The 26,494-nt window shown below is 68.0% G+C and carries 28 protein-coding genes; 20 read left to right on the top strand and 8 right to left on the bottom strand.

Annotation, left to right across the window (positions count from 1 at the left end):
- Positions 1-30 precede the first annotated feature (30 nt).
- From ACLJRL_RS26460 to ACLJRL_RS26450, 3 genes are all read left to right on the top strand, one after another.
- A complete protein-coding gene (locus ACLJRL_RS26460) occupies positions 31-444 on the top strand; it encodes a PGPGW domain-containing protein (RefSeq protein ID WP_410658976.1) in 414 nt (137 codons plus the stop codon).
- A 29-nt stretch (positions 445-473) separates the two neighbouring features.
- A complete protein-coding gene (locus ACLJRL_RS26455; RefSeq protein WP_410658975.1) occupies positions 474-1,157 on the top strand; it encodes a TetR family transcriptional regulator in 684 nt (227 codons plus the stop codon).
- An 89-nt stretch (positions 1,158-1,246) separates the two neighbouring features.
- Entirely contained in the window at positions 1,247-2,104 is an 858-nt protein-coding gene (locus tag ACLJRL_RS26450) for an oxidoreductase (RefSeq protein WP_410658974.1), read from the top strand.
- 59 nt (positions 2,105-2,163) lie between these two features.
- Here ACLJRL_RS26450 and ACLJRL_RS26445 read toward each other — a convergent pair whose 3' ends face one another.
- Positions 2,164-2,988, bottom strand: coding sequence for an ABC transporter permease (locus tag ACLJRL_RS26445; RefSeq protein WP_410658973.1), 825 nt, complete (start codon positions 2,986-2,988; stop codon positions 2,164-2,166).
- Complete coding sequence (locus ACLJRL_RS26440) at positions 2,978-3,874, bottom strand: ABC transporter ATP-binding protein (protein WP_410658972.1); 897 nt, start codon at positions 3,872-3,874, stop codon at positions 2,978-2,980. The genes ACLJRL_RS26445 and ACLJRL_RS26440 overlap by 11 nt, the downstream gene beginning before the upstream one ends.
- Before the next feature lie 155 nt (positions 3,875-4,029).
- Here ACLJRL_RS26440 and ACLJRL_RS26435 point away from each other — a divergent pair, with 155 nt between their 5' ends.
- Both ACLJRL_RS26435 and ACLJRL_RS26430 read left to right on the top strand, forming a co-directional pair.
- The gene (locus tag ACLJRL_RS26435) at positions 4,030-4,308 is read left to right on the top strand and encodes a hypothetical protein (protein WP_410658971.1); all 279 of its coding nucleotides are present in this window, start codon (positions 4,030-4,032) and stop codon (positions 4,306-4,308) included.
- Between the two features lie 77 nt (positions 4,309-4,385).
- Positions 4,386-5,942: a carboxylesterase/lipase family protein gene (locus ACLJRL_RS26430; RefSeq protein ID WP_410658970.1), complete on the top strand. Its 1,557-nt coding sequence runs from the start codon at positions 4,386-4,388 to the stop codon at positions 5,940-5,942.
- A gap of 80 nt (positions 5,943-6,022) precedes the next feature.
- On the opposite strand, the gene ACLJRL_RS26425 is transcribed toward ACLJRL_RS26430, so the two are convergent.
- Both ACLJRL_RS26425 and ACLJRL_RS26420 read right to left on the bottom strand, forming a co-directional pair.
- The gene (locus ACLJRL_RS26425; RefSeq protein ID WP_410658969.1) at positions 6,023-6,490 is read right to left on the bottom strand and encodes a hypothetical protein; all 468 of its coding nucleotides are present in this window, start codon (positions 6,488-6,490) and stop codon (positions 6,023-6,025) included.
- Entirely contained in the window at positions 6,396-7,040 is a 645-nt protein-coding gene (locus ACLJRL_RS26420; RefSeq protein ID WP_410658968.1) for a hypothetical protein, read from the bottom strand. The genes ACLJRL_RS26425 and ACLJRL_RS26420 overlap by 95 nt, the downstream gene beginning before the upstream one ends.
- 453 nt (positions 7,041-7,493) lie before the next feature.
- Between ACLJRL_RS26420 and ACLJRL_RS26415 the strand changes: the two genes are divergently transcribed.
- The 5 genes from ACLJRL_RS26415 to ACLJRL_RS26395 all read left to right on the top strand — a co-directional run bounded on the left by ACLJRL_RS26415 (position 7,494) and on the right by ACLJRL_RS26395 (position 13,449).
- Entirely contained in the window at positions 7,494-7,667 is a 174-nt protein-coding gene (locus ACLJRL_RS26415) for a hypothetical protein (RefSeq protein ID WP_410658967.1), read from the top strand.
- Between the two features lie 210 nt (positions 7,668-7,877).
- Positions 7,878-10,367: a CHAT domain-containing protein gene (locus tag ACLJRL_RS26410; RefSeq protein ID WP_410659059.1), complete on the top strand. Its 2,490-nt coding sequence runs from the start codon at positions 7,878-7,880 to the stop codon at positions 10,365-10,367.
- A 228-nt stretch (positions 10,368-10,595) separates the two neighbouring features.
- Complete coding sequence (locus ACLJRL_RS26405; protein WP_410658966.1) at positions 10,596-11,111, top strand: lytic polysaccharide monooxygenase auxiliary activity family 9 protein; 516 nt, start codon at positions 10,596-10,598, stop codon at positions 11,109-11,111.
- Positions 11,112-11,179: 68 nt separating this feature from the next.
- Entirely contained in the window at positions 11,180-12,127 is a 948-nt protein-coding gene (locus ACLJRL_RS26400; RefSeq protein ID WP_410658965.1) for a DNA polymerase domain-containing protein, read from the top strand.
- Between the two features lie 128 nt (positions 12,128-12,255).
- A complete protein-coding gene (locus ACLJRL_RS26395) occupies positions 12,256-13,449 on the top strand; it encodes a pyridoxal phosphate-dependent aminotransferase (RefSeq protein ID WP_410658964.1) in 1,194 nt (397 codons plus the stop codon).
- Between the two features lie 61 nt (positions 13,450-13,510).
- On the opposite strand, the gene ACLJRL_RS26390 is transcribed toward ACLJRL_RS26395, so the two are convergent.
- From ACLJRL_RS26390 to ACLJRL_RS26380, 3 genes are all read right to left on the bottom strand, one after another.
- Positions 13,511-14,131, bottom strand: a complete 621-nt coding sequence (locus ACLJRL_RS26390) for an AAA family ATPase (protein WP_410658963.1) — start codon at positions 14,129-14,131, stop codon at positions 13,511-13,513.
- A gap of 66 nt (positions 14,132-14,197) precedes the next feature.
- Positions 14,198-14,854, bottom strand: a complete 657-nt coding sequence (locus ACLJRL_RS26385; RefSeq protein ID WP_410658962.1) for a DUF998 domain-containing protein — start codon at positions 14,852-14,854, stop codon at positions 14,198-14,200.
- A gap of 143 nt (positions 14,855-14,997) precedes the next feature.
- Entirely contained in the window at positions 14,998-16,146 is a 1,149-nt protein-coding gene (locus ACLJRL_RS26380) for a beta-ketoacyl synthase N-terminal-like domain-containing protein (protein ID WP_410658961.1), read from the bottom strand.
- A 362-nt stretch (positions 16,147-16,508) separates the two neighbouring features.
- Here ACLJRL_RS26380 and ACLJRL_RS26375 point away from each other — a divergent pair, with 362 nt between their 5' ends.
- From ACLJRL_RS26375 to ACLJRL_RS26360, 4 genes are all read left to right on the top strand, one after another.
- The gene (locus tag ACLJRL_RS26375) at positions 16,509-18,878 is read left to right on the top strand and encodes an EAL domain-containing protein (RefSeq protein WP_410658960.1); all 2,370 of its coding nucleotides are present in this window, start codon (positions 16,509-16,511) and stop codon (positions 18,876-18,878) included.
- Between the two features lie 130 nt (positions 18,879-19,008).
- On the top strand, positions 19,009-19,608 hold the full coding sequence (locus ACLJRL_RS26370) for a hypothetical protein (protein WP_410658959.1): 600 nt from the start codon (positions 19,009-19,011) through the stop codon (positions 19,606-19,608).
- A 120-nt stretch (positions 19,609-19,728) separates the two neighbouring features.
- On the top strand, positions 19,729-20,292 hold the full coding sequence (locus ACLJRL_RS26365; RefSeq protein WP_410658958.1) for a TetR/AcrR family transcriptional regulator: 564 nt from the start codon (positions 19,729-19,731) through the stop codon (positions 20,290-20,292).
- 1 nt (position 20,293) lies between these two features.
- Entirely contained in the window at positions 20,294-20,656 is a 363-nt protein-coding gene (locus ACLJRL_RS26360; protein WP_410658957.1) for a tautomerase family protein, read from the top strand.
- Here the strand turns inward: ACLJRL_RS26360 and ACLJRL_RS26355 are convergent, their stop codons facing one another.
- The gene (locus ACLJRL_RS26355; protein WP_410658956.1) at positions 20,657-21,388 is read right to left on the bottom strand and encodes a CDP-alcohol phosphatidyltransferase family protein; all 732 of its coding nucleotides are present in this window, start codon (positions 21,386-21,388) and stop codon (positions 20,657-20,659) included. It abuts the gene before it with no gap.
- 60 nt (positions 21,389-21,448) lie between these two features.
- On the opposite strand from ACLJRL_RS26355, the gene ACLJRL_RS26350 reads away from it, so the two are divergent.
- From ACLJRL_RS26350 to ribA, 6 genes are read left to right on the top strand one after another with little or no spacing between them, the layout of a single operon-like run.
- Positions 21,449-22,429, top strand: a complete 981-nt coding sequence (locus ACLJRL_RS26350) for a dehydrogenase (protein WP_410658955.1) — start codon at positions 21,449-21,451, stop codon at positions 22,427-22,429.
- Positions 22,430-22,450: 21 nt separating this feature from the next.
- Positions 22,451-22,849, top strand: coding sequence for a 6-pyruvoyl trahydropterin synthase family protein (locus ACLJRL_RS26345; protein WP_410658954.1), 399 nt, complete (start codon positions 22,451-22,453; stop codon positions 22,847-22,849).
- Positions 22,846-23,913, top strand: a complete 1,068-nt coding sequence (locus ACLJRL_RS26340) for a glycosyltransferase family 4 protein (protein WP_410658953.1) — start codon at positions 22,846-22,848, stop codon at positions 23,911-23,913. The genes ACLJRL_RS26345 and ACLJRL_RS26340 overlap by 4 nt, the downstream gene beginning before the upstream one ends.
- On the top strand, positions 23,910-24,764 hold the full coding sequence (locus tag ACLJRL_RS26335; protein ID WP_410658952.1) for an SAM-dependent methyltransferase: 855 nt from the start codon (positions 23,910-23,912) through the stop codon (positions 24,762-24,764). Before ACLJRL_RS26340 ends, ACLJRL_RS26335 begins: the two co-directional genes overlap by 4 nt.
- On the top strand, positions 24,761-25,786 hold the full coding sequence (locus ACLJRL_RS26330) for a lysylphosphatidylglycerol synthase transmembrane domain-containing protein (RefSeq protein WP_410658951.1): 1,026 nt from the start codon (positions 24,761-24,763) through the stop codon (positions 25,784-25,786). The genes ACLJRL_RS26335 and ACLJRL_RS26330 overlap by 4 nt, the downstream gene beginning before the upstream one ends.
- A complete protein-coding gene (gene ribA / locus ACLJRL_RS26325) occupies positions 25,783-26,433 on the top strand; it encodes a GTP cyclohydrolase II (RefSeq protein ID WP_410658950.1) in 651 nt (216 codons plus the stop codon). Before ACLJRL_RS26330 ends, ribA begins: the two co-directional genes overlap by 4 nt.
- Positions 26,434-26,494: the final 61 nt, after the last annotated feature.

Genomic DNA, 26,494 nt, shown 5'->3' with positions numbered 1-26,494 from the left:
GGCGGCAGGACGACGGCCGGGAGGCACCCTTTGGGAATCGGAAAACCGGTGAAGCAGGTGCTGATCCTGATCGCGGGCGTCATTCTCCTGCTGGTCGGCATCGCGCTGCTCGTACTGCCCGGCCCGGGCCTGCTGCTCGTGCTCGCCGGTCTGCTGGTGCTGGCGTCGGAGTTCCCGGTGGTGGAGAAGTACGTCGATCCCATCCGCGACAGGGCGATGAAGGCGGCCGAGGACAGCGTTTCGTCGCCGCTGCGCATCGCCGGTTCGGTGCTGGCCGGGCTGGGGCTGCTGGCCGCCGGGGTGATCTGGGGCGTCGTGCCCGGGCTGCCGCTGGGCGGCTGGAGCACCGCTTCGAGCCTGATCCTGTCCGGGCTCATCCTGTTCGCGCTGCTGATCTGGAGCTACAAGAGGGTGCAGGCCAGGCGGGCCGCGGCAGGCGAATAACAGCCTGGTGGTCTGGTAGCGTGCGCCGTGTGGCCCTCGACTTCCAGCGAGCCCGGCGGCCGGAGCAGGTCGAGGCCCGGCGCGCGGCGATCCTCGAGACGGCGCGCGCACTGCTGGCCGAGCGTCCGGTCTCCCAGATCAGCCTGCGGGAACTGAGCGACTGCGTCGGCCTCGCGAAGTCGAACGTGCTGCGGTACTTCGACAGCCGCGAGGCGATCTTCCTGGAAGTCCTCGATGCGATCTGGGTCGGCTGGCTCGACGAACTCGAAGGCGAGCTTGGTGAGCCGACAGCCGCGAAGGCCGGGTACGAGCGCGAAGTGCGCGTCGCGACCGTCATCGCGACGTCGATCTCGCGGCAGCGCCTGCTGTGCGAGCTGATCAGCACGATGGCCGCGGTGCTCGAACACAACATCTCCGTGGAGACCGCCCGGACGTTCAAGAGCCGGGCCGGCGAGCGGACCGAACGTCTCGCGGACCTCGTCCGCGCCCATGTCCCGTTGGACGCCCACGCCGCCGGGCATTTCGCGAAGGCCGTCTTCATCCTCGTCGCGGGTCTGTGGCCCTACGCCAACCCTGGCGAGGCGGTGGCGACCGTCCTCGTCGAGCGGGGAGCGCCGGCCGGCCGCGAGATGTTCGTCGACGGGCTGACGGAGGGACTCGCGAACCAGCTGGTCGGCCTGGTCGTTCGCGCAGGTCAGAGCCCCGGGCGATAGCAAAGGTCCCCTGCTCCCTTCCCGGGCGAGCCGAGGCGGGCGGCTCTGCCTAAGGTGAGGTGGGGACCCCACTTGTACAAGGAGCGATCATGAGTCCAGGCGGCACTCTCAAGCTCGGCGACCTCACGGTGAGCCGGATGGGCTACGGCGCCATGCGGCTGTCCGGAGTCGGCATCTGGGGACCGCCGGACGACCCCCAGACCGCGATCTCCGTCCTTCGCGAAGCTGTCGAGCTGGGCGTGACCCACATCGACACCAGTGATTTCTACGGCCCGCATACGGTCAACCAGCTGATCCGCGAGGCGCTGCACCCGTACGCGGAGGACCTGCACATCGTCACGAAGGTCGGCGCGAAGCGGACTCCGGACAAGGGCTGGCCTTCGGCGCTTTCGCGCGAGGAACTGACCTCCGCGGTGCACGACAACCTGCGCAACCTCGGCGTCGACGTGCTCGACGTCGTCAACCTGCGGCTCGCCGGCGACCACGGGGTCTTCCCGATCCCGGTCTCCATCACCGAGCCGTTCGAGGTTCTCGCCGAACTCCAGCAGCAGGGCCTGATCCGGCACCTCGGCCTGAGCCACGTCTCGGCCGAGCAGGTCAAGGAAGCCCGCTCGATCGCGCCGGTCGTCTGCGTGCAGAACGAGTACAACGTCGCGCAGCGCACCAACGACGGTCTGCTCGACGCCTGCGCGGCCATCGGCATCCCGTTCGTGCCGTACTTCCCGCTGGGCGGCTTCAGCCCGCTGCAGTCCGGTGTGATCGACGCCTGCGCCGACCGGGTCGACGCGACGCCGATGCAGGTCGCGCTCGCGTGGCTGTTGCAGCGGTCGCCGAACATCCTGCTGATCCCGGGTACGTCTTCGGTGTTGCACCTGCACGAGAACATCGCCGCGGCGAAGCTGGAACTGCCCGAGGACGTCCTCGCGGACCTCGACGCCCTGGCATAGCGATCCGTGAAGGCCTCCTTCACTACCGTCAAGGTAGGGAAGGGGGCCTTCACGGATTTTCAGAGGACATCCCGGCGCCGCAGCAGCCAGCCGCCGAGTCCGGCGAAGACCACCAGGTAGGCGGCCACCACCAGGGTCGCCTGGGAGACGCCGACGAGTTCGCCGATACCGGGCGTCGCACCCGAAGCGCCGAGCGACGCGGCCAGCGAACCGGCGTTGGCGCCGGGCAGGGCGAGCTGGAGGGTGTTGACCCAGCTCAGCAGCGGCGCCGCGACCCCGAACAGCAGGTTCTGGATCACCAGCAGCCACACCAGGCCGAGCCCGATCGGCAGCGCCACCCCGCGCATCGCGATGGCCAGCGCGGCGCCGAACACCGCCCACGTCATCGCGATCAGCCAGCCCGCGCCGATCCCGGTGACGATCTCGCCGGCCGCCGGCCAGTTCATCGGCTCGCCTTCCGACGAGGCGATGACGGCGCTCGTGATGGCGCCGGTCGCGAAGCTCGTCAGCACGACGGCCAGCGTCGCGACGGCCAGAGCGAACAACTTTCCACTGTAGACGGTCAGTCGTGAAGGACCCTGTGTCAGCACGGTCTTCCACGTGCTCCAGCCGTATTCGGTGCCGACGGTCAGCACCCCGATCACGAGCATGATCGCGCCGAGGAACACCGGCAGCCCGCCGATCGAGTTGCCGACCAGGTTCTCCGGCATCGTCGCGGCCAGCCCGCGATCCGTGCCGGGTGCTCCGCTCGACGAGCCGGCCGCGCCGGCGAGCGGCAGCAGATAGGTGAACGACAGGCCGAGCATGACGGCGATCCCCAGCATGAACCAGTTCGCCGGGCGACGGACGAGTTTCGTCAGCTCGGCGGTGCAGCTACCCCACATGACTTGCCACCTCTCCGGTGAGCTCGAAGAAAACCTGTTCCAGATCGCGTTCGCGGACGTGCAGTTCGCGTACGGAGATCCCTTCCGTGACCAGTTCGCGGTTCAGCCACGCCGCGCGATCCGGTTCGACGGTCAGGTCGAGGCCGGTCCCGCTCGTCCGCACGTTCTCCTCGCCGATCCAGCGTTTCGCCAGATCCGCCGCCCGCACGATTTCCTCGGCTTCGATGTGCAGCACCGTGCCGCCGCGGAGTTCGGCCACGGTGTTCTCGGCGATCAGCCGTCCGCGCGAGACCACGCCGACGCGGTCGCAGATCTGCTGGACCTCGCCCAGCATGTGGCTCGAAAGCAGCACCGTGCACCCCTCGGCGCCGAGCCGCCGGATCAGCACGCGCATGTCGGCCATCCCGGCCGGGTCGAGCCCGTTGGTCGGCTCGTCCAGGATCAGCAGCCGCGGATCCTTCAGCAGCGCCGCCGCGACACCCAGCCGTTGCTTCATGCCGAGCGAGTACGTCGAGTACCGGTCCTTGCCGCGATCGGCGAGATCGACCATCGCGAGTACTTCATCGACCCGGCGCGGATCCGTTCCGCTGTACCGGGCCAGCACTTGCAGGTTGTCTGAGCCGGATAGATACGGGTAGAAGCCGGGCGATTCGATCAGCGCGCCGACGCCGTCGAGGGCACCGGGCGGTCTGCCGAACAGCCGCACGCTGCCCGACGTCGGCCGCACGAGCCCGAGCAGCATCCGCAACGTCGTCGTCTTGCCGGCGCCGTTCGGGCCGAGGAAACCGTAGATCTCGCCCGGCAGCACGGTCAGGTTCATCCGGTCGACGGCGAGCTGCTCGCCGTACCGTTTCGTGAGTTCTTCTGTGTCCACGGGAATGGTCATAGTCATGAATGGTGTCCGTCACGGTGGCGCACCACATCCGCTCCGGAGCGGCTTCCCGGCTACGTCGCTCGACGTAGCCGGATGGCCGGAATCCTGTGATATCTGTCGAAAACACCCGTATCGGACAGCCGGGTGATGATCTTAAGCTCGGCTTCGTGTCGAAAGTACTGCTGATCCTCCATGTCCTCGCCGCCGTCATCGCGGTCGGCCCGGAAGGCGTTCGCCGAACCGGGTTCCGGTCTTTCCGTGCCGGTGTGCTGGCGATGCTGGTCCTGCCCGGGCAGAACGCGATCCTCGCCGTGCTGGACTCCGAGTCGCCGTCGGAGCCGGTGACGTCCGGGCGGGTGGCGATGTACACCGGCGTGTTCAACCTGCTCTGGGTCGTGGTGACCGTGCTGATGATCGTGCGCCCGGGATCGACCACCGGCGCCTGAGTACGCCCGGTGCGGTACGCCCCGGATACCGAACCGGGGCGACGACGCGAGCAGGGGATCTCCGAGATCGTGGGCTCATGCGAAAATTCAGGCGAATCACCCTCATCGGGCTGTGCTCGGCCCTCGCGATCCTGGCGGGCGGAGCGGCCAGTGCCGAACCCGCGGGCGGATCCGTGGTCCGCACCGCCGACGGTCCGGTCCGCGGCACCGTCGCCGACGGGCACCGCGTGTTCTACGGAATCCCTTACGCCGCACCACCGACAGGGAACCTGCGCTGGCGGGCACCTCAGCCGGCGAAGTCTTGGCAAGGCGTTCGCGACGCGACCGTCCAGGGCTCGTTCTGCCCGCAGACGGGGTATGGCGGTCCGCCGGTCATGGGGAACGAAGACTGTCTGTTCGTGAATGTCACCACGCCGGAACGGCCCGCCCGGCGGTTGCCGGTGATGGTGTTCGTCCACGGTGGCGGTTTCTTCGGCGGGACCGGTTCACCGTTCAACGCCGAGCGGGTGGCCGAGCAGGGCGATGTCGTCGTGGTCACGCTCAACTACCGGCTCGGGGCACTGGGTTTCCTTTCCCATCCGGCCTTGAGCGATCCCCACGCGGGTAACTTCGGCATCGCCGACCAGCAGGCGGCCCTGCGGTGGGTCCAGCGGAACGCGGCCGCGTTCGGCGGCGATCCCGGGAACGTGAGTCTCTGGGGCGAATCGGCGGGCGCGTTCAGCGTTTGTTCCCAGCTGGCTTCGCCGGGGGCGCGCGGGCTGTTCCACAAGGCCATCATCCACAGTGGACCGTGCGCGAACTCGTTCATCACCGCGCCGGTCGCGCGGCAGCGAGGGCGCGTCATCGCGGAGGATCTCGGATGTACCGGGAACAACGTCGTGGAGTGCCTGCGCGCCAAGCCTGTCGAGGATCTGGTCGGGTTGAACGAGGACCAGGCGTACCGCGTCAACCGGTACACCGCCGGGCTGCCGTGGCAGCCGGTGGTGGGCACTCCGGTGCTGCCCGTGCAGCCGCTGACCGCGTTGCGGACCGGGACCGCGGCGCGGGTGCCGCTCATCCATGGTGGCACCAAGGACGAGCAGCGGTCCTTCGTCGCGAGCGCGTACGACGGCGCCGGCGAACCGCTCACCGCCGAGCAGTACCCGGAAGCGGTGAGGGCCTTGTACGGCAAGGAAACCGCGAAGGTGCTCGCCGAGTACCCGGTTGCGGATTACCTGTCACCGGGGATCGCGCTGGCCACCCTGGTCGGTGACGAGGGCCGGATGCTCGGTACCTGCAACCAGTTGCCCGTCGACGAGGCGGCGTCACGGTGGGCACCGGTGTACGCGTACGAGTTCGCGCAGCCGACCATCGACACGATCGGCGACTTCCCGCTGGGTGCCAAGCACGGCGCGGACATCCCGTCGTTCTTCGACAGCAAGTGGCCGGACCGGCCGCCGTCCGTGCCGCCGGCCGGGGAGAAGAAGGTCTTCGCGGACAAGCTGATCTCGTACTGGACGACGTTCGCCAAGACCGGGAATCCGGGTGGTGGCTGGGCGCCGTACCGGGAGGGGAACGCGCTTTCGTTCAGTATCGCCGAGATCAAGGAGATCGACGTGAGTGCCGCGCACAAGTGCGGGTTCTGGAACAGGTAAAAGCTCGTGAGTGATTCGGGTCGTTCTAACGACCCGAATCACTCACGAGCCCCACTACTCACTCGCGCCTATTCGCTCACTCAAGACCGCAACAACTGATTGAAGAACGACCGGTACCGGCGCAAGGCGATCCGCAGGTCTTCGGTCGCCGGTTCGCCCTGGCTCCACGCGGATTCCAGTTCGTTCTTGTGGTCCGCGAAGGTGGCGGCCAGCGTCTGGATCACGACGGCGACCAGTTCGTCGGCTTCCTTGACCGCCCGCTGAGGATCGTCCACAAAGGCCGTCTGGATGCCTTGCCAGCTACCGCGGAACCTCTCGACGTCGGCGTCGTCGAACAGCGTGTTCTCGCCGTCGTCATGGGGTTCTGAGGTTCTCGCGGCCTCGGTGGTGGTCTCGGGTTCGGCCTTGACCAGGTCGTCGGTGCTCAGCGTGTGACCGGTGTCGCCGAGGCCCTCAGCGTTCGGTTCGGCGAGGCGACTCGTGGTCCCTTCCCCGCGTTCCGTGGTCAGCGGTTCCGTTCCGTCGGTTCCCAGGGCCCTGTTTTCCATTACTCTCCGTTCCTTCCTCGCCATCGGTCAGCAGGTCTTCGAACACCACGCGATAGTGCTTCATCGCTTCACGCATGTCCTCTGTGGACATTTCGGATTCCCGATGACCCGTCAGCGTGTCGTGTCCGGCGCGGTAGTGCCGCAAGGCGTTCGAGTGCCGGACGGAAAGGTCCGCGAGCTGCTGGTCGTACCCGTCGGTGGGGTAGCCGCGCTCGGCCATCAGAGAGACCAGTACCCGGTCCGCCTCGACGACCGCGCCGGACGGGCGATCGACGAACTGTTCCTGGATCAGCGCCCATTCCTGGGCGTACCGGTCCTTTGTGGTCGATGAAAGCGGACGGATGTCGAGATCCGAGTGGCGCTTCACCCGTGACGAGAGGTCACGCTCCGCTTCGCGCGGGTTCTCATGTTCCTTGACTGCCCGGTCGTACTCGGGCCCGAATGTCTGGCGCAATCGCCGCCTGCGCTGCTCGGTGATGACGAACCATGCTGCGGCTCCCACCACCAGGATCGCGGCGATGACGATGATGATGACCAACCACGTTGGCATCGTTATCTCCTCCGGATATCTGCCGGTTCACCCCCGACAGGCCGTGGATGCCCCGGTGATGATGAGCGGAAACCATTGGGGCACAAGTATTTTTGGATCTTAGGCCGGATGGCGCAGTGGGTTCCGTGGGGAATCCCCGACACCTTCGCGGCCACTTTTGCCGCTATGCAAGGGAAACGCTGACGATCCAGGGCCGTCGGACGGCTGTTGTCCGCCCGAACGGATTCGGAGGCCCCACTCCGCCATCCGGCGTAGGTCGTGAGGCTCGCTAAAGAGGCGTCCCTCTTTCGGATGCCTTGGATGACTCAGTGTAGGTAAAAGCTCCCGATCACTGCTCCGTTGTGGCACCATTGCCCCCGTTCGCAGGAAGAGGGCCTGTGAGCGGAGGGGACCCGGGGTAATGGGGTCACCTGGCACGACAGAAGAAAGATCACCAGGGGAGGAGATCGTCAAATGTCGACGCCTACGGACGTCAAGGATCCCATCGGCGAGGAGGACCCGGCCGTCCCGGCCGAGCCCAAGCCTGAACTGCGGCAACACGAGCACAGCCCGGATTGCGAGCACTACCGCGACCGGCTGCTGGAGTGCTCGGGCGGCTGCATCCAGACACCGCCTCCGACGCTCTGACTTCGTGAGCTGAGAGTTTGCCCGCCCGTCGAGGTGATCCTCGACGGGCGGTCGTCTTTCGGCTACGGACTGTGCTGTCATAGATCAGTGGCTGTAACAGAACTCGGGGTGGCCGATGCCATCCAGAAAGCGCGCGCTCTCCAGAGGGCGGGCGTCGACGCGGTCTGTTCGGCGCGGCCACGCGAGGGTTTGAAGCTGCTCCACCGGGGAATGGCGATGCTCGACTCGGTGGATCCCGTCGATGACGGCGATCGGGCGCAGTGGCTGGCCGCTCGTATCCGGCTCACGAACTCGCTCGTCGCGCTCGGCACGGAAACCGGGGGTGAGGTCGCCGCCGGGCTGGCCGAGCTGGACGAGGTGCGGTCGCTCCTCGACGAGGTGGGCGATCCGAAACTGCGTGCGGAGCTGAGCGGCGCCATCGACCACAACTACGGGCTCCTGCTCATGGCGGTGGGCCAGAACGAGAACGGCATCTCCTATTTCGATGCCTCGATCAGGCACAAGGACTTCGTTCTCGCCTCGGCGGCGGATCCCGTCCCCCTTCTCGATCCTTATCTGGGGACGATGATCACCCGCGGGCTCGCGTACACGCGCTCGGGTGATGTCGGTAGGGCTCGCGAGGATCTGGCCCACGCCATGGACATCGCGGAAAAGCACGAACTGCGGCTGCAGGCGGCCGACGTCCGGCGGCCGCTCGGTTCGCTCGAGCTACGGATCGGAAACGTGCCCGCCGCTCTCCGGCTCTATGAGGAGAGCGAGCGGATCTATCGGGCACTCGGAGTCGAAATCCACCCGCTGCTGCGCCTGGAACAAGGGCAGGCGCTCCTCGCCGCCGGGCTGGCCGACGAGGCGGGCAGGCACCTCGATGAAGTACTGGAAGTGATGCACGAGCAGACCAGCATCACCCGTGACCTGGCCGACGTGGAGTTGTACCGGGCATCGGCGGCGCTGATGAGCGACGACCTCGAACTCGCCCGCCGGTACGCGGCTTCGGCGCGGCGCAGGATGCTGCGCTGGGGGTGCCAGACCTGTGTCGCCAACGCGACCATCATCGGCCTGCGCGCCGACGTCCGCGACGCCTTGCGCACCGACGAAATCCCGCCGACCCTGACGGCTCGTGCGCTGCGCGCGGCGACGGGGATGCCGATGCCGAGGCTCGCCGATCAGGCCGCGCTGGCCAGGATGCTGGCCGTCCGTGTCGAGCTGCGGAAGGGAAAGCACCAGCGTGCCGCCGAGTTGCTGGCGCGGATTCCGCGGCCGGGCAAGCTGACTTCGGTCGATTACCGGATGTTGCGGCGGCTCTGCCGGGCGGAGCTCGCGGTCGCGGAAGGTGACAAGGCCAGGGCGCTGGCGGAGATCCGCGTCGGGCTCACCGAGCTCGACCGGGTCCGCGACCGGATGGGCGGCCTCGAACTGGTGTCCGGGACGGCGTTGCACGGCCGGGAGCTGGCCGACCTGGCGGTGAAGATCGTGCTCGAACGCTCCGACGCCGCCCGGCTGTTCGGCTGGACGGAGCGGACTCGCGCGCAGAGTTACCGGTATGAACCTGTTGCGGTGACCGACCCGGATCTCGCCGAGCGGGTCGGTGAGGTGCGCGGGCTCGACCAGGCGATCCATCAGGCGCAGCACGACGGGCATCCGACGGCGGCGTTGCGCGCCAAGTACACCGAGCGGTTGCGTGAGGCGCATCGGCTCGGGTGGCATACCGGCCGCTGGGGCAGGCCGCGGCCGGTGGCGGGGCTCGCCGAGGTCGGCGACAGCCTGGGCGAACGCGCGCTGGTGAGTTTCGCGTCGTCCGACGACGAACTGGTGGCGGTGGTCGTCGCCGGCGGGCGGTGCGAACTGGTCCACCTCGGCTCGGCGGCGCGGGCGGGGGAGTCGGCGCGGATGCTGAACGTCGACCTCAATGCCCTTGCGCCGGACCAACTTCCCGGACCACTGGTCCACTCCGTCCTCGGCTCGGCGAGGAAACAGACCGAGCGGCTGGACACTCAGCTGATCCGGCCGCTGATGGAGCTGATCGGGGATCGGGGCCTGGTCGTCGTGCCGACCGGTTCGCTCTACGCCGTTCCGTGGGGGGTGCTGCCGGGGCTGCGGTCGCGGCCGATCGTGGTCGCCCCGTCGGCGACGGCGTGGCTGGGCGCGGAACGGTCGAAAGCGCCGCGCGCACGGAAGGTCGTCCTCGTGCGCGGTCCCGGTCTCGTGGGGACCAGGGGTGAGCTGGACAAACTCGCCACCCACTACCGCACCGCGCAGACCTTGACCGGGTCCGAGGCGACGGTGAAGGCCGTTTTGCGAGCCCTGGACGGCGCGAAGCTCGCGCACATCGCCGCACACGGCGCGCACGAACCCGAGAATGCCTTGTTCTCCCGGCTGGAATTGGCCGACGGCGCGCTCTTCGCGCACGAGATGGCCGGGCTCGCCCAACCGCCGTCGCAGGTCGTCTTCGCGGCGTGCGAGCTGGCGCTGAACCGGATCCGGCCCGGCGACGAAGCACTCGGTTTCGCCAGCGCGTTGCTCGCGAGCGGTTCGCGGACGGTGATCGCGCCGTTGAGCCGAGTCGGTGACGAAGCCGCGGCCGCGGCGATGGACGACTACCACCGCGGACTGGCGGAAGGCGCCGGACCGGCGACGGCGCTCGCGGACACCATCGCGGTTGATCCGTTCCGGCGACCCTTCGTCTGTTTGGGTGCGGGCTGATCGCCGGGCTTGACAAGCCCTGTTCGATCTTCACCGGACGAAGTGCCCGGTTGGTTACTCTTGACCGAGTCGTCTGAACCAATTATGGTCTAGACCACATTCGCCTGCTCGGCGCTTCGGCGGATGTTGGTCCCAACCGTCATTGGTTTTCGCTCGCTGTGGCCCCAGTACCGCCGAATTCGCGCGGTCCTGCCACCGGGTCAGCGGTGGGTGTCGAAAGGGGTAGGCATGAGCTTCAAACGAAGGCTTCTGACCCTGGCTGCAGGTGCGGCAATGGTGCCGGCTGTTCTGGTCGCGATCCCGGCGGGAACCGCCAGCGCGCACGGCTACGTTTCCGCTCCTGCCAGCAGGCAGGCGCAGTGTGCCCAGGGAACCGTTTCCTGTGGTGATATCAAATGGGAACCGCAAAGCGTGGAAGGCCCCAAGGGGCTCACCAGCTGTAACGGCGGTGTCGGACGGTTCGCCGACCTGAACAACGACAGCAAGGGCTGGAAGGTCCATTCCATCGGCCGCACCACCACGTTCCGGTGGACGCTGACGGCTCGCCACCGCACCAGCACCTGGGAGTACTTCGTCGGTGGCACCAAGGTCGCGAGCTTCAACGACAACGGCGCGACCCCGGGTGCGACGGTCACGCACAGTGTGAATCTGCAGCAGTCCGGGCGCCAGAAGATCCTCGCCCGCTGGAATGTCTATGACACGGCGAACGCCTTCTACGCCTGCATCGACGCGAATATCAGCTAGTTGAGCCGTGAGTGGTGATGACGGCCGGTTCCCGCCGTCATCACCACTCACGACGTAGGCTTTCCCGCATGAGCGATGACGAGCGCGACGGGGTCAAGCTGACCAATCTCGATCAGCCGTTGTTCGAGGGTGCCACCAAACGTGATCTGGTGGACTACCTGGACGCGGTCTCCGGCCGCATCCTCCCCGTTCTGGAGAACCGCCCCCTTTCGGTGATGCGCATTCTGCGCGGCCAGGGGCCGTTCATGCAGAAGAACCTCCCCAAGTACACGCCGCCCTGGGTCAAGCGCGCCGGAATGTGGGCGGAGTCCTCGAAGCGGGAAATCTCGTACGCGCTGTGCGACGACCGCCGCACGTTGCTGTGGTTCGCGAACCAGCGTGCCGTCGAATACCACCCGACGCTCATGCACGCGGGCGAGGACGCGAGCCCGACCCACCTTGTGCTGGACCTCGACCCGCCCGCGGGTGACGACTTCGCGCACGTCGTCCAAGCGGCGAAACTGGTGCGGCGGGCGCTGGCGGATTCCGGGCTCGCCGGGGCGCTGAAGACGAGCGGTTCCAAGGGTGTGCACATCTTCGTGCCGCTGGTGCCGGGGCAGGCCGTCGAGGACGTCGCGGCCGCGACCCGCGCGCTCGCCGTACGAGCCGAGCAGGTCGATCCGTCCGTCGCCACGACGGCGTACATCGTGGAAGACCGCGAGGGCAAGGTGTTCCTCGATTCGACGCGCGCCGGGGGCGGGACCGTCGCGGCGGCGTACAGCCCGCGCTTGCGCCCTGGTCTGCCGGTGTCGTTCCCGGTGGCCTGGGACGACTTGGACGACGTCACCCCCGCTGATTTCACCGTCCGGACGGCGCCCGCGCTTCTGGGTGGCAAGGACCCGTGGGCCGAAGCGATGCCCGAACCGCTGTCGCTGCCCGCTGACCTCGTCGAACAAGGGCACACCATCCCGATCGCCCGGGTCGCGGCGATGCACGAGGGTAAACGCCGCGCGAGGATGCGTGCCCAGAACGAGTGAACACGGTGGCGTTTCCGCCGGTGAGGCGCTTTCTCGTGCGTTGAGTGAACCGCGGAACTATCACGTCCGTATCACGTTGCAGAGGCCGGAGTTGTGGCCGGCGACCTGGTACGGCGGATGGAGCACGCGTGCGACACGGTATCAATACGGCCATCCTCAGGCAGGGAACGGCGCACAGCCCGTCGTTCTTCTCGGTTTCGAGAGCGATGGGGAACAACACGACGGACCTCGCCGATTTCTGCATCCCGGCGAATCCCTATTTCCCGACCGACGAGATGTTCAAGCACCTCGAAAGCAATCTGCGGACGATCTTGAAATTCTATCCGAGTGACGTCGCGACGATCATCGGACAGCTGTCGGGCACGCTCGGGCTGAACCCGTCGACGGTTTCGATGGCCAACGGCTCGACCGAACTCATCACCTGGATCGACAGGCTGCTGGTGGACACCAGCATCGCGGTACCCGTGCCCACCTTCGGCCGCTGGACCGACCAGTCGCTGGAGACCGGGAAACGGGTCGATATGTTTCTCTTGCGGGAAGCCAACAAGTTCGAACTACGGATCGACGAGTACATCCAGTTCATCCGGTCGCGGGGCTCGCGGGTGGCGGTGCTGTGCAACCCGAACAACCCCGACGGCGGCTACATCCCGCGCCGCGAGGTCATCCGGTTCATGGACGAACTGATCGACCTCGACCTGGTGGTGATCGACGAATCGTTCATCGAGTTCGTCGAGGTGGAGAGGGGCGCCTCGGTCGCCGAGGAGGCCGCGCTGCGGCCGAACGTGATCGTGCTGAAGAGTCTCGGCAAGAATTTCGGCCTGCACGGAATCCGCTTCGGCTACCAGATCGCGAATCCGGCGCTGACGAAGAAGATTTCCGCGGCACTGCCGAAGTGGAACGTCAATTCCCTCGCCGAGGCGTTCGTTTTCATGCTCGCCGACCACCGCGCCGAGTACGAGGAAAGCCTCAAAATGCTCGCGCTCGACCGGTTCATGATGGCTTCGCAGCTCTCCCGGTTCCCCGAACTCACCGTTTTCCCCTCGCAGGCCAACTTCCTCCTGGTGAAACTGCCCGCCGGGATCGAGGGTGGCGCGTTCTGCGACCACCTGCTTTCCGAGCACCACCTGCTGGTGCGCAACTGCGGTAACAAGATCGGGCTCAGCAGCCGGTTCCTGCGGTTCGGCGTCCGCCCGGACACCGAGGTGGACCGGCTCGTCGAAGGGCTTCGCGGCGTGGAAAGGATGAACGACGATGCCAGTACGCATCCGCTGGGCGCCATGGAACTCGTGTCCTCACCCGAGCCGACCAGGTCCTTCGGCTGAACCCGGGGAACCAGCCGAATTCGACCGGTGGCGACGGCGCCGTGACATCACTCCGGAACCGTCAGGTCGCGCGCGCTGCGGGTGCGGCCGTCCGCTCACCGGCGACGAGCCGGATGTCGCTTGAGGAGCTTCTCCCGGGTTCCTCGTCGGCGACGAACCGCACGGTGTCCTGACGCGTCACCATCCGCGCGCCACGCCAGCCTGACGGGACCCAGCCGGCGCGCAGTTCGCGGCGGAGCTTCTCGGCCCTTCTGACGTGGCGGGCGAACGAGTGCCGCCGGATCACGCGCCCGCGCGCGACCTGGCCCGCGCGGGCCTCCTCCGGCGTGACGTCGAGCCACAGCAACCGGACCGGGCGACGGCTCAGCAGGCCGAGCAGGGCCAGCAGCCCGCGTGTCGTCGCCCGGGTCGACGGCTCGTGCACGACCAGCGGGCCGTCGCCCGACAGCGCGAACCCGATGACCCGCGCGCGGTGCCAGAGGTGGACCAGCGGCCGGTAGAGCCGGTACGGCAGCGCGGCGGGCACTCGTTCGCGCAGCCGGACGCGCACCTGGTCGGAGTCGAGCACCGGCATCGCGCCGGTCGCCGCCCCGGCCAGCAGGGTGGTCTTCCCCGCCCCTGGAATGCCCGCGACCACCAGGAGATCACGCCTGCCGAGCCGAAGTGCGATGCGCTCACTCATACGGTCTCAACGACCCGGTCGATGGCAAAGGTTCCTTTACCTTTCGCTTCACAGCTGCGTCCCAGGTCAGGCCGCCACCGGCGCCGTGGTCTTGTCCGGCAGCAACGTTCCGCCCTTGGTGAGCCAGGCCACGCCGAACGCGAAGATCGCCGCCGACTCCAGCCACAGAGCCGGGTAGAGCGACTTCGTCACGTCGTCGAAGAACAGGCCACAGAGCACGATCAACGCCAGGCATACCAGCATGACCACGCCCGACGCGACGTAGATCAGGTTCCGTTCGGGTTTGCGGGCGCCGGGGATCTCCTTGTCCGACTTGGTGAACAGTGCGAGACAGAAGAACGCGAGGGTGAGGAAGAACACCGCGGCGAAGCCGAGGTGCAGCATGCCGAGGATCTCGTCCGTACGGTCGCCGTGCGCCGGCGTGGTCGGGAAGAGCGCGACCCCGACCGCGGCCACCGCCGCGATGTTCCCCGCGACGTCGTCGACGCGGCCGTAACCCCGGTAGGACAACAGGAAGACGCCGATCGCGCACATGGTCCCGACCCAGACGTCCCGCATTCCCGAGTAGTAGTAGCCGCTGATCGAGTTGAGCAGCCCGCCGCCGTCGACGGCCATCTTCCCGAACACGAGCACCAAGGGCAGCGCGATCCCGAGGAAACCGATGGCCTTGCGCAAGAACAGGTAGTTGTGGACGAGGTTGTCGGACACCGTTCTCGGGCTCATGGCCGCCTCCGTGCGTAGTGCGCGTGTCGCTCTTGGGAGTATCGGCGACGCGAGGCACGATATGACACATCGTGACGACGTTGAGACCGTCTGTTATCGAATTGGCTGGGTTCTTGAAGGGGCCGGGTTTTGAATGGGCAGGGTCAGGCGTCCAGTACGACGGCGGTGACGTAGCCACCCATCCCGATCGAAGTCTTGACGGTGAGCCCGCTTTCCGGCCGCGACGGGCCGTCCAGCAGCTGCGGATGCCCTTCCGCCACCGGTTTCGGCGCCGGGATGAGATCGCGCCGCGCCGCGAGACAGGTCACCGCGATCTCGGTCAGCGCGCTGCCGGACTGGCTGTGACCGGTCAGCGGTTTGATCGAGAAGATCTCCGTGCTCCGGGGGAAGACCGTTTCGAGGATCTGGGATTCCGTGCGGTGGCAGAGTTTCGTGCCGGTGCCGTGCGCGTTGACGTACCGGACGTCGGCCGCGTCGACGTCCGCGATCTCCAGCGCGTCGGTGACCGCCGCGATCGCGGTCGCCGGATCGGGGTCCAGCGCCATCGCGTTGTGCGCCTCGTGTGTCATCGCGCCGCCCAGCACCGTCGCGTAGGAATCGGTCTTCTGCCGGGTCATCACCACCGAGACCGACGCCTCGGAGAAGGTGAATCCCCTTGTGCCCTCTTGGAAGGGGCGGCAGGCCTCGAGCGGGGGAGTGTCGGTGACCGCCACCCCGCAGTGTACGAAATGCCGCACGATCTGGCGGGTCGCGGAAACATCGGTGGTGACCACCACGACGTCGTCGACGATTCCCGCGTCCAGCCACATCTTCCCGGTGATCACCGCCGCGTTCCCGGTCGCGCACATCGCGGACGCCGTCATCGACGGGCCGCGGAACCCGTACTCGGCCATCAGCGAGGTGATCGGCGTCGACGGCATCATGCCGATGAATTCCCGCCGGTACGCGAGCTTCTCACCGAGGTCGTGGAAGCGGTCCCAGGTCCGGGTGTCGTCGCGGACGCCGCCGTAGATGACACCGACCCGGCGGCCGGGTGTCCAGCCGTGCGCGCCGGCGTCCTCGATCGCCTCCCGTGCCGAGGCGAGCAGGGCGCGGCAGTGCAGGCTGCCGTCCCTGGGTCTGCCGCCGTCGGGGAGGTGGCCCACCCAGCCGGGAAGGTCGGTGGTCTCGCCGAAGCCCTCGACGAGCTGGGCGCCGGAGATCCCGCTCGTGAGTCCTTCCCACAGCGATTCGCGCCCCCAGCCGTAGGCGGTTACGGCACCGATGCCGCAGATGTCGGTTTTGCTCCGCACGTGTTTCCCTTCAACTACATTCCGTCAACGCCGGGGTGGAAATGCCGCACCGATCCGCTGGACGAGGAGGACGGGTACGACGATTTAGTGATCTAATCGGAAACTACATCAGTCAAGTAGGGGGTTTGGATCACATGGATCCTGACGATCTCGACGGTGGGACACCCGACACCCACCGGCCCTCGGATCAGGATTCCTCGCCAGCGAACGGCGCCGCGTCCAGCACGGTTGGAATATCCGACCCGCCCGGTGAGGTGGCGTCGAGACATGCCTCGCTCGTCCGGCTGCTGACCGAGTTGTCCACCGAGAGGGATCATCGCGGCGAACCCGCGCTCGGTTTTCTTCACCAGGGGTACCGCCTTATGGAGCAAAACTCCGACGGCGGAACATTGGGTACTCAGTACCTCACCATGGTCGAGGCGAGCCCGTATGGCATCTGTGTTCACCAACGCGGAAAAGTGGTGTTCGTCAACTCCGCCGTGATGCGGTTCGTCGGCGCGACGGTGTCGACCGAACTCGTCGGGCTGCACATCACCGACATGGTCGACACGACCTCGCAGGACGCGCTGCTCGCGCGGATCGGTTCGCTGGCCACCCCCGGCTCGTTCAGCGACCCGACCGAGATGACCCTGCTCACGCTCGAAGGCGGCAAGGTCACCGTCGAATCCCAGGCGGTGCTCACCACCTGGGAGGGCAAGCCCGCCTATCAGGTGATCATGCGCGACCTGACCACCCAGAAGGCGGCCGAATCCGGTTTGCGGTTTCAGGCCGCGCTGGTCGGCCACGCGAGTGACGCGATCATGGCGACGTCGCCCGACGGTCTGGTGACCAGCTGGAACCCGGCGGCCGAGGCCGTCTACGGGCATCGGCACGAGGACGTCATCGGGGTACCGGTGGCCGAGATCGTCGGCGCGCCGATGGACCCGCGGCAGGTGGTCGCCTCGGGCGGTGTCCTGCAGGCGACGCATTTCCGGGCCGACGGCGCCGCCCTCGCGGTGCGCGTCTCGGCGGCCGAGATGTTCGACGGCTTCGTCCTGCTGTGCGCGGACGAGACAGCGCAGCGCCGGGCCGAGGCCGAGTTCGCCACCGTCGTCGAAACGCTCGACGAGGGCGTGCTGGTGGTCGGGCCGGGAGGGCGGATCGAACTGGCGAACAGCGCCGCGCACCGGATCTCCGGCGTGCCGGAGGGTTCCCTGGTCGGACTGGAGAGCCGGACGTTGCGGCTGCACGACGAGCAGGGCGCCGCGGTCCCGGTCGACGATCTGCCGTCCGCGCGGGTGCGCCGCTCCGGAAAGGTCGAGACCGGCCGGGTGGTGCAGGTGCGGCGGCGCGACGGCGCCCACCGCTGGCTCTCGCTGACCTCCGGCCCGCTGATGGCGCCCGGGCAGAGCGTGCCCTCGGTGCTGACGTCGTTCGCCGACATCACCGAACGACGGGCGATCAGTGAGCGGCTGGCCTACGAGGCGACCCACGATCCGTTGACCCGCCTGGCTAATCGCACGCTCGCGCTGAACCACCTGCGGCTCACGATCGCGGATCCGGCGCGCGCGACGACCGTGCTGTTCATCGACCTCGACAAGTTCAAGATCATCAACGACTCGCTCGGTCATACGGTCGGCGACCAGGTGCTGCGCATCATCGGCGAGCGGCTGCGGGCCGCGGCCGGGCCGACCGATCTGGTCGGACGGCTGGGCGGGGACGAATTCCTGGTCATCACCACCGGTTATACCGAAGCCGCGGAGGTGCGCGCCCTCGCCGACCATCTGCAGCGCCACCTCGCCCAATCGCTCACCGTGCACGGCCGGGAACTGCATATCAATACGAGTATCGGGATAGTGCACGCGGAACCCGGTGATCGCCGGAGTGCCGACGAATTGCTGGAAGACGCCGATCTGGCGATGTATCAGGCGAAAACATTCGGACCCGGCCGGTACGCGTTCTATGCGCCGATCATGCGGGAACGGGTCCAGGATCGTTTCATCCTGGAACAAGATCTGCGGGACGCCGTCGCGGAAGGCCGTATCGAGACCGTTTATCAGCCCGTCGTCGATTTGCGGACCGGTGACATGGTCGCGGTCAAGGCGAAGTCCCGCTGGGATCATCCGATCCGGGGTCCGATCGATCCGGCGGAATTGGTCGAGATCGCCGACGACGGCGATCTTTTGACGATCATCGGGGCGGAGGTCCTGGCCAAAGCCGCCGTCGAGATCTCCCGATGGCGTGCCGATCATGGTGTGCACTGTAATGTGAATGTAAGTCTTTCGGTGCGCCAATTGGGCGATCCCGCCTTACTGCATGTGGTCCAGACCATATTGGACAACGCGGGATTGTCGCCGGGCGATCTCTGCCTCGACGTCGACGAAACGGCGTTGAAAGACGCCGCGGACACGGTCGATTCGCTGCGGAAGACCGGGATCCGGGTCACCGCGGAACGGTTCGGCGCGGGATACTCCTCGCTCGCCCAGCTGTGCCGGCTCGATTTGAACGTCGTCGAAATCGATCGTTCCTTCGTGGCCGATCTCGGAATGGCGACCGACGCCGAACCGATCGTCGCCGGAATCATGGCGATGGCACACGCCGTCGATCTCGTGGTGGTCGCCGAAGGGGTCGAGACCTCGCAACAGCTGAAGGTCCTGCACGAACTCGGCTGCGACTGGGCGAAGGGGCCACTGGTCGCACCGGCCGGTCCGGTCGAAGAACTGAAGTCCGTCTACGAGCACGTCGTCCGCTGAACCGCGCGGCGCCCGCGTACGTGGTCCTGGGTGAGAACGTTCCTCGCCGCTGACAGGACCAAAGCCTCCTATCTCTCCGGCTCTTCGCGACGCAGTCTTGTCGGTGGGGAACCGGCGAAGGAGGCTCGTCATGCAAGGGCAGCCCGGTGCGCTCACCGTCCTGTGGCGCCGGATCCATCCCGGAGGGAACCCGCTCGCGCGGATTCCCGACCGGATCGAGGCGGCCATCCTCATCGGAGTGATCACGGCGGCACTGTTCGGCGTCCCACTCGCCGCGGCCGCCGGCTCGGAGGCCTACGCGACCATGATGGCGCGCGCGACATCGGAAGCGTCCGGCCGTCACGAGACGACCGCGTTCCTCCTCGAAGACGCGCCGCCCGCGCGATACGGCGTCGACGGGACGCCTTCCGCCGAGACGGCGAAGGTGCCCGCGCGCTGGACGCTGCCGGACGGGACGTTCCGGGAAGGCGTCGCTTCCGCCGATCTCGGCGCTGCGGTGGGCGACCCGGTGACGGTGTGGCTCGACGAGACCGACTCCGTCGTCGAGCCGCCGGTGACACCGATCGACGCGGCCAGTACGGGCATCGGCGTCGGAGTGGGGGTCTGGCTGTTCGCCGTCTCGCTGCTGGCGATCGGTTACCTGTTCGCGCGGCATTTGCTGAACCGGGCGCGGCGGGCGGCCTGGGACCGGGAGTGGGCGCGAGTCGGACAGGACTGGACACGGTCTTGAGCGCGGGTCGCCGCTCGCGCCACGCGCTGACCTGCGGGTTCATCGAAAAGTGAGAGCAAAGGTCCCTTGCTCCCGCCGCCTCGGGTTGTCTCTGTACCTACTAGTATGTACGGTCTCGGTGTGGACAAGAGGGAACAGCTCATCGAGAGCACTCGCGAACTCCTGTGGGAGCGCGGCTACGTCGGCACCAGCCCGAAGGCGATCCAGGAGCGCTCCGGCGCCGGTCAGGGCAGCATGTACCACCACTTCCAGGGCAAGTCCGAGCTGGCGCTGGCCGCGATCGGCCGCACCGCCGACGATCTGCGGGCCCGGGCCGAGGCCGAGTTCTCCGGGCCCGGCACGGTCGTCGAGCGGATCACCGTCTACCTGCGCCGTGAGCGCGACATGGTCAAGGGCTGCCCGATCGGAAGGCTCACCCAGGATCCCGACGTGATGGCGGACGCCGACCTGCGAAAGCCGGTCGAGGAGACCTTCGGCTGGATCACCGGGCGCCTCGCCGAACTGCTGGAGGAAGGCCGCGCGACCGGCGAGCTGGACGCGGCGCTCGACCCCACGGCGACGGCGACCGCGCTGGTCGCGGTGCTGCAGGGCGGGTACGTCCTCGCCCGTGCCGCCGGCTCGCCGGACGTGTTCGCGAAAGCCGTCGATGGTGCCCTCGGGCTCCTCGCCGGGAAGGAGAACTGACATGCCCTTCGTCCGCATCGACACCCTGGGAACCGAACGGCTCGAGGCCCTCGGCAACGCCGTCCACGACGCGATGGTCGAAACGCTCGGGATCCCGGCCGACGACCGGTTCCAGGTCCTCAACGGGCAGAACACCTTGAAATACGACGACTACCTCGGGATCCACCGGGACGACGGCGTCGTGTTCGTCGCGATCACCATGCGGCCCGGGCGGACCCCGGAGCGGAAGAAGGCGCTGTACCGGCGGATCGCGGAACTCGCCGGGGAGTACGCGGGGACCGAGCCGCGGAACGTGTTCGTCACGATCACCGAGACCGACCCGATCAACTGGTCGCTCGGGAACGGCGAGGCCCAGTACGCCTGATCACGCGGCGTCGGCGGTGACCCGAGGCTTGGTCTCGACATGTGCCACGACACCGAAGGCGTGCTGCTCCAGCAGCCACCAGGTGTCCCGGCCGAACGACCAGGTCAGCAGTCCCAAAGCGCCCACCGTGACCGCGTAGGTGCCCCACATCGGCAGGAGGGCCGAGGTCGCCGCGACCAGCACGATGCCCTGAACGGCGGCGACGGTCTTCCGCGCGATGCTCGGCGGCAGCGGGCTGTTCAGCCACGGCCATTGCCAGCTCGCGGCGACGAACGCGTAGCGCATCGCGCCGATCGTGAGCACCCACGGCCCGAGCGACTGCGCGACGACGACGCTCAGGATCAGGATCAGATACGCGTCGACTTCCATGTCGAAACGCGCGCCGAGGGGTGACTCGGTGCCGGTGCGGCGCGCGACCTGGCCGTCGACGGCGTCCAGGGCCAGCGCGACCGAGGCGATGACGACCATCGCGACGATCTCCCGGCCGGCGGTGTCGACGACGAGCGCGGTCACACAGCCGACCAGCGCGGAGCGGCCGAGCGTGACGGCGTCGGCCGGGCCGAGGGAGCGCGCGGTGCTCCGGTGCAGCCCGTAAGTCAGGAAAGCGCCCACGGCGATGCCGTAGACCGTTCCGGCGATCCAGCCGGCGGGGCCCAGCCCGATGACGGCGTCCAGTGTGCCTAGAAGGGCCACCTGGACGAGGACCCCCAGGAAAATTTCACGGTTGAACACGAGGCCTCCTCGTTATGGTGACGGCGACCCTGCCTCCAGGGCCCGACATGAAGGGACACGATGGAACGCGCCTTCTGGTTCAGCGGCTCCGGCGACGGCGAGCTCAGGACTGTCACGCTCCCTCCGGTCGGTGACGGCGAAGTGCTGGTCCGCACCTTGTGCACCGGCGTGAGCCGAGGCACCGAGACACTCGTCTTCCGCGGCGAGGTCCCGGCGAGCCAGCGCGACGCCATGCGCGCGCCGTTCCAGGAAGGAGACTTCCCGGGGCCCGTGAAATACGGTTACCTCAACGTCGGTGTGGTCGAACATGGTCCGGCGGACCTCGTCGGACAAGTCGTTTTCTGTCTCTACCCGCACCAGACCCGCTACGTCGTGCCCGCGTCGGCCGTCACTCCGGTGCCGCGCGGCGTGCCGCCGGAGCGGGCGATCCTGGCCGGGACGATCGAGACCGCGGTCAACGCGGTGTGGGACGCGGCGCCCAAGCTCGGCGACCGGATCGCGGTGGTCGGCGCCGGCATGGTCGGCAGCAGCGTCGCGAAACTCCTCTCCGGCTTCCCGGCGACCCGGGTGCAGCTGATCGACGTCGACCCGGAGCGGGCGAAGATCGCGGAAGCGCTCGGTGTCGACTTCTCGACACCGGAGGACGCGCTGGGTGATTGCGACCTCGTGGTGCACGCCAGCGCGAGCGAGGCGGGGCTCGCCCGTTCGCTGGAACTGCTCGCGCCGGAAGGCGAGGTCATCGAGCTGAGCTGGTACGGCGACCGCAAGATCAGCGTCCCGCTCGGCGAGAACTTCCACTCGCGACGGCTGGCGATCCGCTGTAGTCAGGTCGGCATGGTGTCGCCCGCGCGCCGGAACAGCCGGGGTTACGGCGACCGCTTGGCGATCTCCTTGGGGATTTTGGCCGATCCCGCCTTTGATGTGCTGGTCAGCGGGGAATGCAGGTTCCATGAACTACCGGCCGTCCTACCGCGTCTGGCCGCGAATGAACCAGGAACGCTCTGCCTCCGTGTCACCTATCAAGTGGAGGACACGCGGTAGCGGCAGGATTCGGGAGGACCGTTGTTCAGTATCACCGTCCGTGACCACGTCATGGTGGCCCACAGCTTCCGCGGCGAGGTCTTCGGGCCCGCGCAGAAACTGCACGGGGCGACCTTCGTCGTGGACGCGACGTTCCGCCGGCCCGAGCTCGATGCCGACAACATCGTCGTCGACATCGGCAAGGCGACCGAGGAGCTCAAAGCGGTGCTCGGCGACTTGAACTACCGCAACCTCGACGACGTGCCCGAGTTCGCCGGGATCAACACTTCGACGGAGTTCCTGGCCAAGGTCATCGCCGACAGGCTCGCCGACCGAGTCCACTCGGGAGCGCTCGGTGAGGGCGCGCGCGGGCTCGAGGGGATCACCGTCTCACTGCACGAATCCCACGTGGCGTGGGCGAGTTACGAGCGTGCGCTGTGAACGGCCTGCACGTCGTCCTGCCTCACGACATCGACGACCTGAGCGCGCCGAGCGGCGGCAACGTCTACGACCGGCGCCTGTGCGACGGACTGGTCGACGCCGGGGTGCCGGTCTACGAGATCTCCGTACGCGGGAACTGGCCCCGGCCCGACACCGAGGCACGCAACGTCCTGGGGCGGAAGCTCGCGGAACTCCCCAGCGGTTCGGCGGTCCTGCTCGACGGGCTGGTCGCGTGCGGGGTGCCCGAAGTGATCGTGCCCGCCGCGCAGCGGTTGTCGATCGCGGTCCTGGTCCACCTGCCGCTCGCGGATGAAACGGGACTCTCGCCCTCGCTGGCCACCGAGCTGGACCGCTTGGAGCGGGAGACGCTCAGCGCTGTCGACGCCGTCGTCGCGACCAGCGAGTGGGCGGCGCGGCGGCTGATCGAGCACCACGATCTCGCGCCCCATCGCGTGCACGTGGTGCCGCCCGGGGTCGACAAGGCCGATGTCGCGTCCGGAAGCCTGGACGGGACGCACCTGGTCTGCGTCGCCAACGTGACCCCGCGCAAGGGGCAGGGCCTGCTCGCGGAGGCGCTCAAGTCGCTTTCGGACCTGCCGTGGATCTGCGAATGCGTCGGCGCCATCCGCCGCGAGACGCGCTATGTCGAGCGCCTGCGCCGGCACACTCTCGGCGACCGGTTCACCCTCACCGGCCCTCGGACCGGCGAAGCGCTCGAAGCGACGTACGCCGCCGCAGACCTTCTCGTACTGCCTTCGCGTGCGGAGACGTACGGCATGGTCGTCACCGAAGCGCTCGCGCACGGCATCCCGGTGCTGGCGACCGCGGTCGACGCCCTGCCGGACACGCTCGGCCAGGCGCCCGACGGCAGCGTCCCCGGGTTGCTCGTTCCCGGCGAGGATGTCAACGCACTGGCCGCGGCCCTTCGCCGCTGGCTCACCGAACCTGAACTGCGTGACCGGCTCCGTGCCTCCGCACGGCTTCGCCGCGAGACGCTGACCGGATGGGACGCGACAGCCCGCGGCGTCGCCGCCGTGCTGCTGAACGAAAGGACGGCGGCATGACCAAGTACGCCCCCAGCTGGCTGCAGTTGCGCGAGGACGCCGACGCCGCGGCCCGCGCGACCGAACTGATCGAGCCGGTGCGCTCCTTCCTGAAGACACAGGCTCTTTCCAGCACACAGGACGAGGTCGTCATCCGGGATCTCGGCTGCGGTACCGGGTCGCTCGGCCGGTGGCTGGCCCGGCGGCTGCCCGGACGCCAGCGCTGGATCCTGCACGACCGCGACAACGACCTGCTCACCCACGCGCTGGCCCGCACCAGCCGTCCGGATCACGCTCTGGACGGAAGCGAAGTCACCGTCGTCACCGAACAGCGTGACATCACCGAACTGACGGCGGCAGACCTCGCCGGGACGTCGCTCGTGGCGGCGTCGGCCCTGCTCGACCTGCTGACCGCCGAGGAGATGACCCGGCTGGCGGAGGCCTGTGTCGAGGCGGGGTGCGCGGTCCTGTTCACGCTGAGCGTTTCGGGCCGGGTGGTGCTGTCGCCGAAGGAGAAGTTCGACATCGAGATCTCCGACGCCTTCAACGCGCACCAGCGCCGGGTGACCGACGGCCGGTGGCTGCTCGGCCCGGACGCGGTGGACGTCGCGTTCGGCGTGTTCGAACGGCTCGGCGCGACCGTGCGGCGCGCGTCCAGCCACTGGCGGCTCGGCGCCGACCAGTCCGCGCTGACCGCGGAATGGCTCGCGGGCTGGGTCGCCGCCGCCTGCGATCAACGAGCCGAACTCGTCCCCGACGCCGACGCCTATCTGCAGTGGCGGCTTTCGCAGTGCGCGGCGGGCGAGTTGAACGCGGTCATCCAGCACGAGGATCTCCTGGTCCTGCCGCCGAAACGCGAGGTGGCGGGGTGAAACGCCTTTGGCCCTGGCTGCGGATCCTCGGCGCGCTCGGCATTCTCGCCGTGCTCGCCTGGCAGCTGGGCACAGACGCCTTTGTGGACGGGCTGCGCGAGGTCGACGCCGCCGGTGTCGCCGCCGCGCTCGGGATCGGTTTCGCGACGACAGTGTTCAGCGCCTGGCGCTGGTGCCTGGTCGCGCGGCGGCTCAGTCTCCGCTTGACGTTGCGGGGCGCTGTCGCCGAGTACTACCGAGCGCTGTTCCTCAACGGCGTACTGCCGGCCGGAATCCTCGGTGACGTGGACCGCGCGGTCCAGCACGGCCGCGAATCCGGCGACGTCCTGCGCGGGGTCCGCGCGGTGGTGCTCGAACGGACCGCCGGGCAGATCGTGCTGATCGGCGCGTCGGTCGCGGTCGTGCTCACCGCGCCTTCCGTTGTGCCACAGGCGATCGAAGGAATCGTCATGGTCGCCGGGATCGTCGTCGCGGTACTCGCCCTCGCGGCCGTCGTCACCGGGATGACCGCCGGGAAACGCTGGATCCACAGTGCATCGAAGTGGCGCCGCGGTTTCGCCGTCACCCTCGCCGACCTCCGGATGGGCCTGCTGACCAGGGAGACCTGGCCCGGCGTCAGCCTGCTTTCGCTGGCCACGCTGGCCGGGCATCTCGCGCTGTTCGTCGTCGCCGCCCGAGCGGCCGGGGTCACCGCGCCGGTCGGGGAACTGCTGCCGCTGATGATCCTCGCCCTGCTCGCGATGGGACTGCCGCTGAACATCGGCGGCTGGGGCCCGCGGGAAGGCGTCTGCGCGCTGCTGTTCGGCGCGGCAGGCCTCGGTTCGGCCCAGGGCGTCACCGTCGCCGTCGTCTACGGCGTGCTCGCGCTCGTTTCGAGCCTCCCGGGGGCGGGCGTGCTGGTCGCGCGGTCTTCGGCCGGCTTCCTCGATTTCTTCAAAACGCACCGTATCGACACGCCCGCCGCACCGCGCTTCGCGGCCCGCGTCGTCAGGACACCCGTACAGATAGGAGAAACGCGATGACTCTCGAGGAGCTTCCGGCGAAGGCGATCGTGGAAAGGGTCGTCGAAACCAGACTGCCGACCCACTACGGCGTTTTCCGCGCGTACGGGTATCTCGATGCCGACGGCACCGAGCAGATGGCGCTGGTGCACGGCGACGTCGTGGGAGCCGGCACGCTGGTGCGGGTCCACTCGGAATGCCTGACCGGTGACGTGTTCAGCTCGATGCACTGCGAATGCGGCGACCAGCTGGCCGCCGCGCTGCGGGCGATCGTCGAGGAAGGCGCGGGAGTGCTCGTGTACGCCCAGGGGCACGAAGGGCGCGGCATCGGGCTGCTCGCGAAGCTGAAGGCGATGCGGCTGCAGGACGAAGGGCTCGACACGGTCGAAGCGAACATCGCGCTCGGGTTGCCGGTGGACGCGCGGGACTACCGTGCGGCGGCGGCGATCCTGAAAGACCTCGGGGTGCGGTCGGTGCGGCTGCTGTCCAACAACCCGACGAAGGTCGACCAGCTGAAACTGAACGGGCTGCGGATCAGCGAACGCGTGCCGCTGCTGGTCACGCCGAACGACGAGAACCTGCGGTACCTGCGGACGAAGCAGGAGCGGATGCACCACTTCCTGCCGCATCTGGACTCGATCGGGTCCGTGGGTTCGGTCGGTTCTTGAGGCTCTCCGCTCCCGCAGCGATGCTATGAACGGGCCTTTCCTTGCAAAATTTGCAAGGAAA

The sequence above is a fragment of the Amycolatopsis sp. lyj-112 genome (assembly GCF_046549055.1).
Lineage (GTDB): Bacteria > Actinomycetota > Actinomycetes > Mycobacteriales > Pseudonocardiaceae > Amycolatopsis.
This window is presented reverse-complemented; position numbering and strand designations above follow the sequence as displayed.

Coding starts and splice junctions, on each gene's coding strand:
- ACLJRL_RS26450 (WP_410658974.1), top strand. CDS start 1,247: ATGAGTCCAGGCGGCACTCTCAAGCTCGGCGACCTCACGGTGAGCCGG.
- ACLJRL_RS26445 (WP_410658973.1), bottom strand. CDS start 2,988: ATGTGGGGTAGCTGCACCGCCGAGCTGACGAAACTCGTCCGTCGCCCG.
- ACLJRL_RS26440 (WP_410658972.1), bottom strand. CDS start 3,874: ATGACCATTCCCGTGGACACAGAAGAACTCACGAAACGGTACGGCGAG.
- ACLJRL_RS26430 (WP_410658970.1), top strand. CDS start 4,386: ATGCGAAAATTCAGGCGAATCACCCTCATCGGGCTGTGCTCGGCCCTC.
- ACLJRL_RS26425 (WP_410658969.1), bottom strand. CDS start 6,490: ATGGAAAACAGGGCCCTGGGAACCGACGGAACGGAACCGCTGACCACG.
- ACLJRL_RS26420 (WP_410658968.1), bottom strand. CDS start 7,040: ATGCCAACGTGGTTGGTCATCATCATCGTCATCGCCGCGATCCTGGTG.
- ACLJRL_RS26415 (WP_410658967.1), top strand. CDS start 7,494: ATGTCGACGCCTACGGACGTCAAGGATCCCATCGGCGAGGAGGACCCG.
- ACLJRL_RS26410 (WP_410659059.1), top strand. CDS start 7,878: ATGGCGATGCTCGACTCGGTGGATCCCGTCGATGACGGCGATCGGGCG.
- ACLJRL_RS26405 (WP_410658966.1), top strand. CDS start 10,596: ATGAGCTTCAAACGAAGGCTTCTGACCCTGGCTGCAGGTGCGGCAATG.
- ACLJRL_RS26400 (WP_410658965.1), top strand. CDS start 11,180: ATGAGCGATGACGAGCGCGACGGGGTCAAGCTGACCAATCTCGATCAG.
- ACLJRL_RS26390 (WP_410658963.1), bottom strand. CDS start 14,131: ATGAGTGAGCGCATCGCACTTCGGCTCGGCAGGCGTGATCTCCTGGTG.
- ACLJRL_RS26385 (WP_410658962.1), bottom strand. CDS start 14,854: ATGAGCCCGAGAACGGTGTCCGACAACCTCGTCCACAACTACCTGTTC.
- ACLJRL_RS26375 (WP_410658960.1), top strand. CDS start 16,509: ATGGAGCAAAACTCCGACGGCGGAACATTGGGTACTCAGTACCTCACC.
- ACLJRL_RS26370 (WP_410658959.1), top strand. CDS start 19,009: ATGCAAGGGCAGCCCGGTGCGCTCACCGTCCTGTGGCGCCGGATCCAT.
- ACLJRL_RS26360 (WP_410658957.1), top strand. CDS start 20,294: ATGCCCTTCGTCCGCATCGACACCCTGGGAACCGAACGGCTCGAGGCC.
- ACLJRL_RS26350 (WP_410658955.1), top strand. CDS start 21,449: ATGGAACGCGCCTTCTGGTTCAGCGGCTCCGGCGACGGCGAGCTCAGG.
- ACLJRL_RS26335 (WP_410658952.1), top strand. CDS start 23,910: ATGACCAAGTACGCCCCCAGCTGGCTGCAGTTGCGCGAGGACGCCGAC.
- ribA (WP_410658950.1), top strand. CDS start 25,783: ATGACTCTCGAGGAGCTTCCGGCGAAGGCGATCGTGGAAAGGGTCGTC.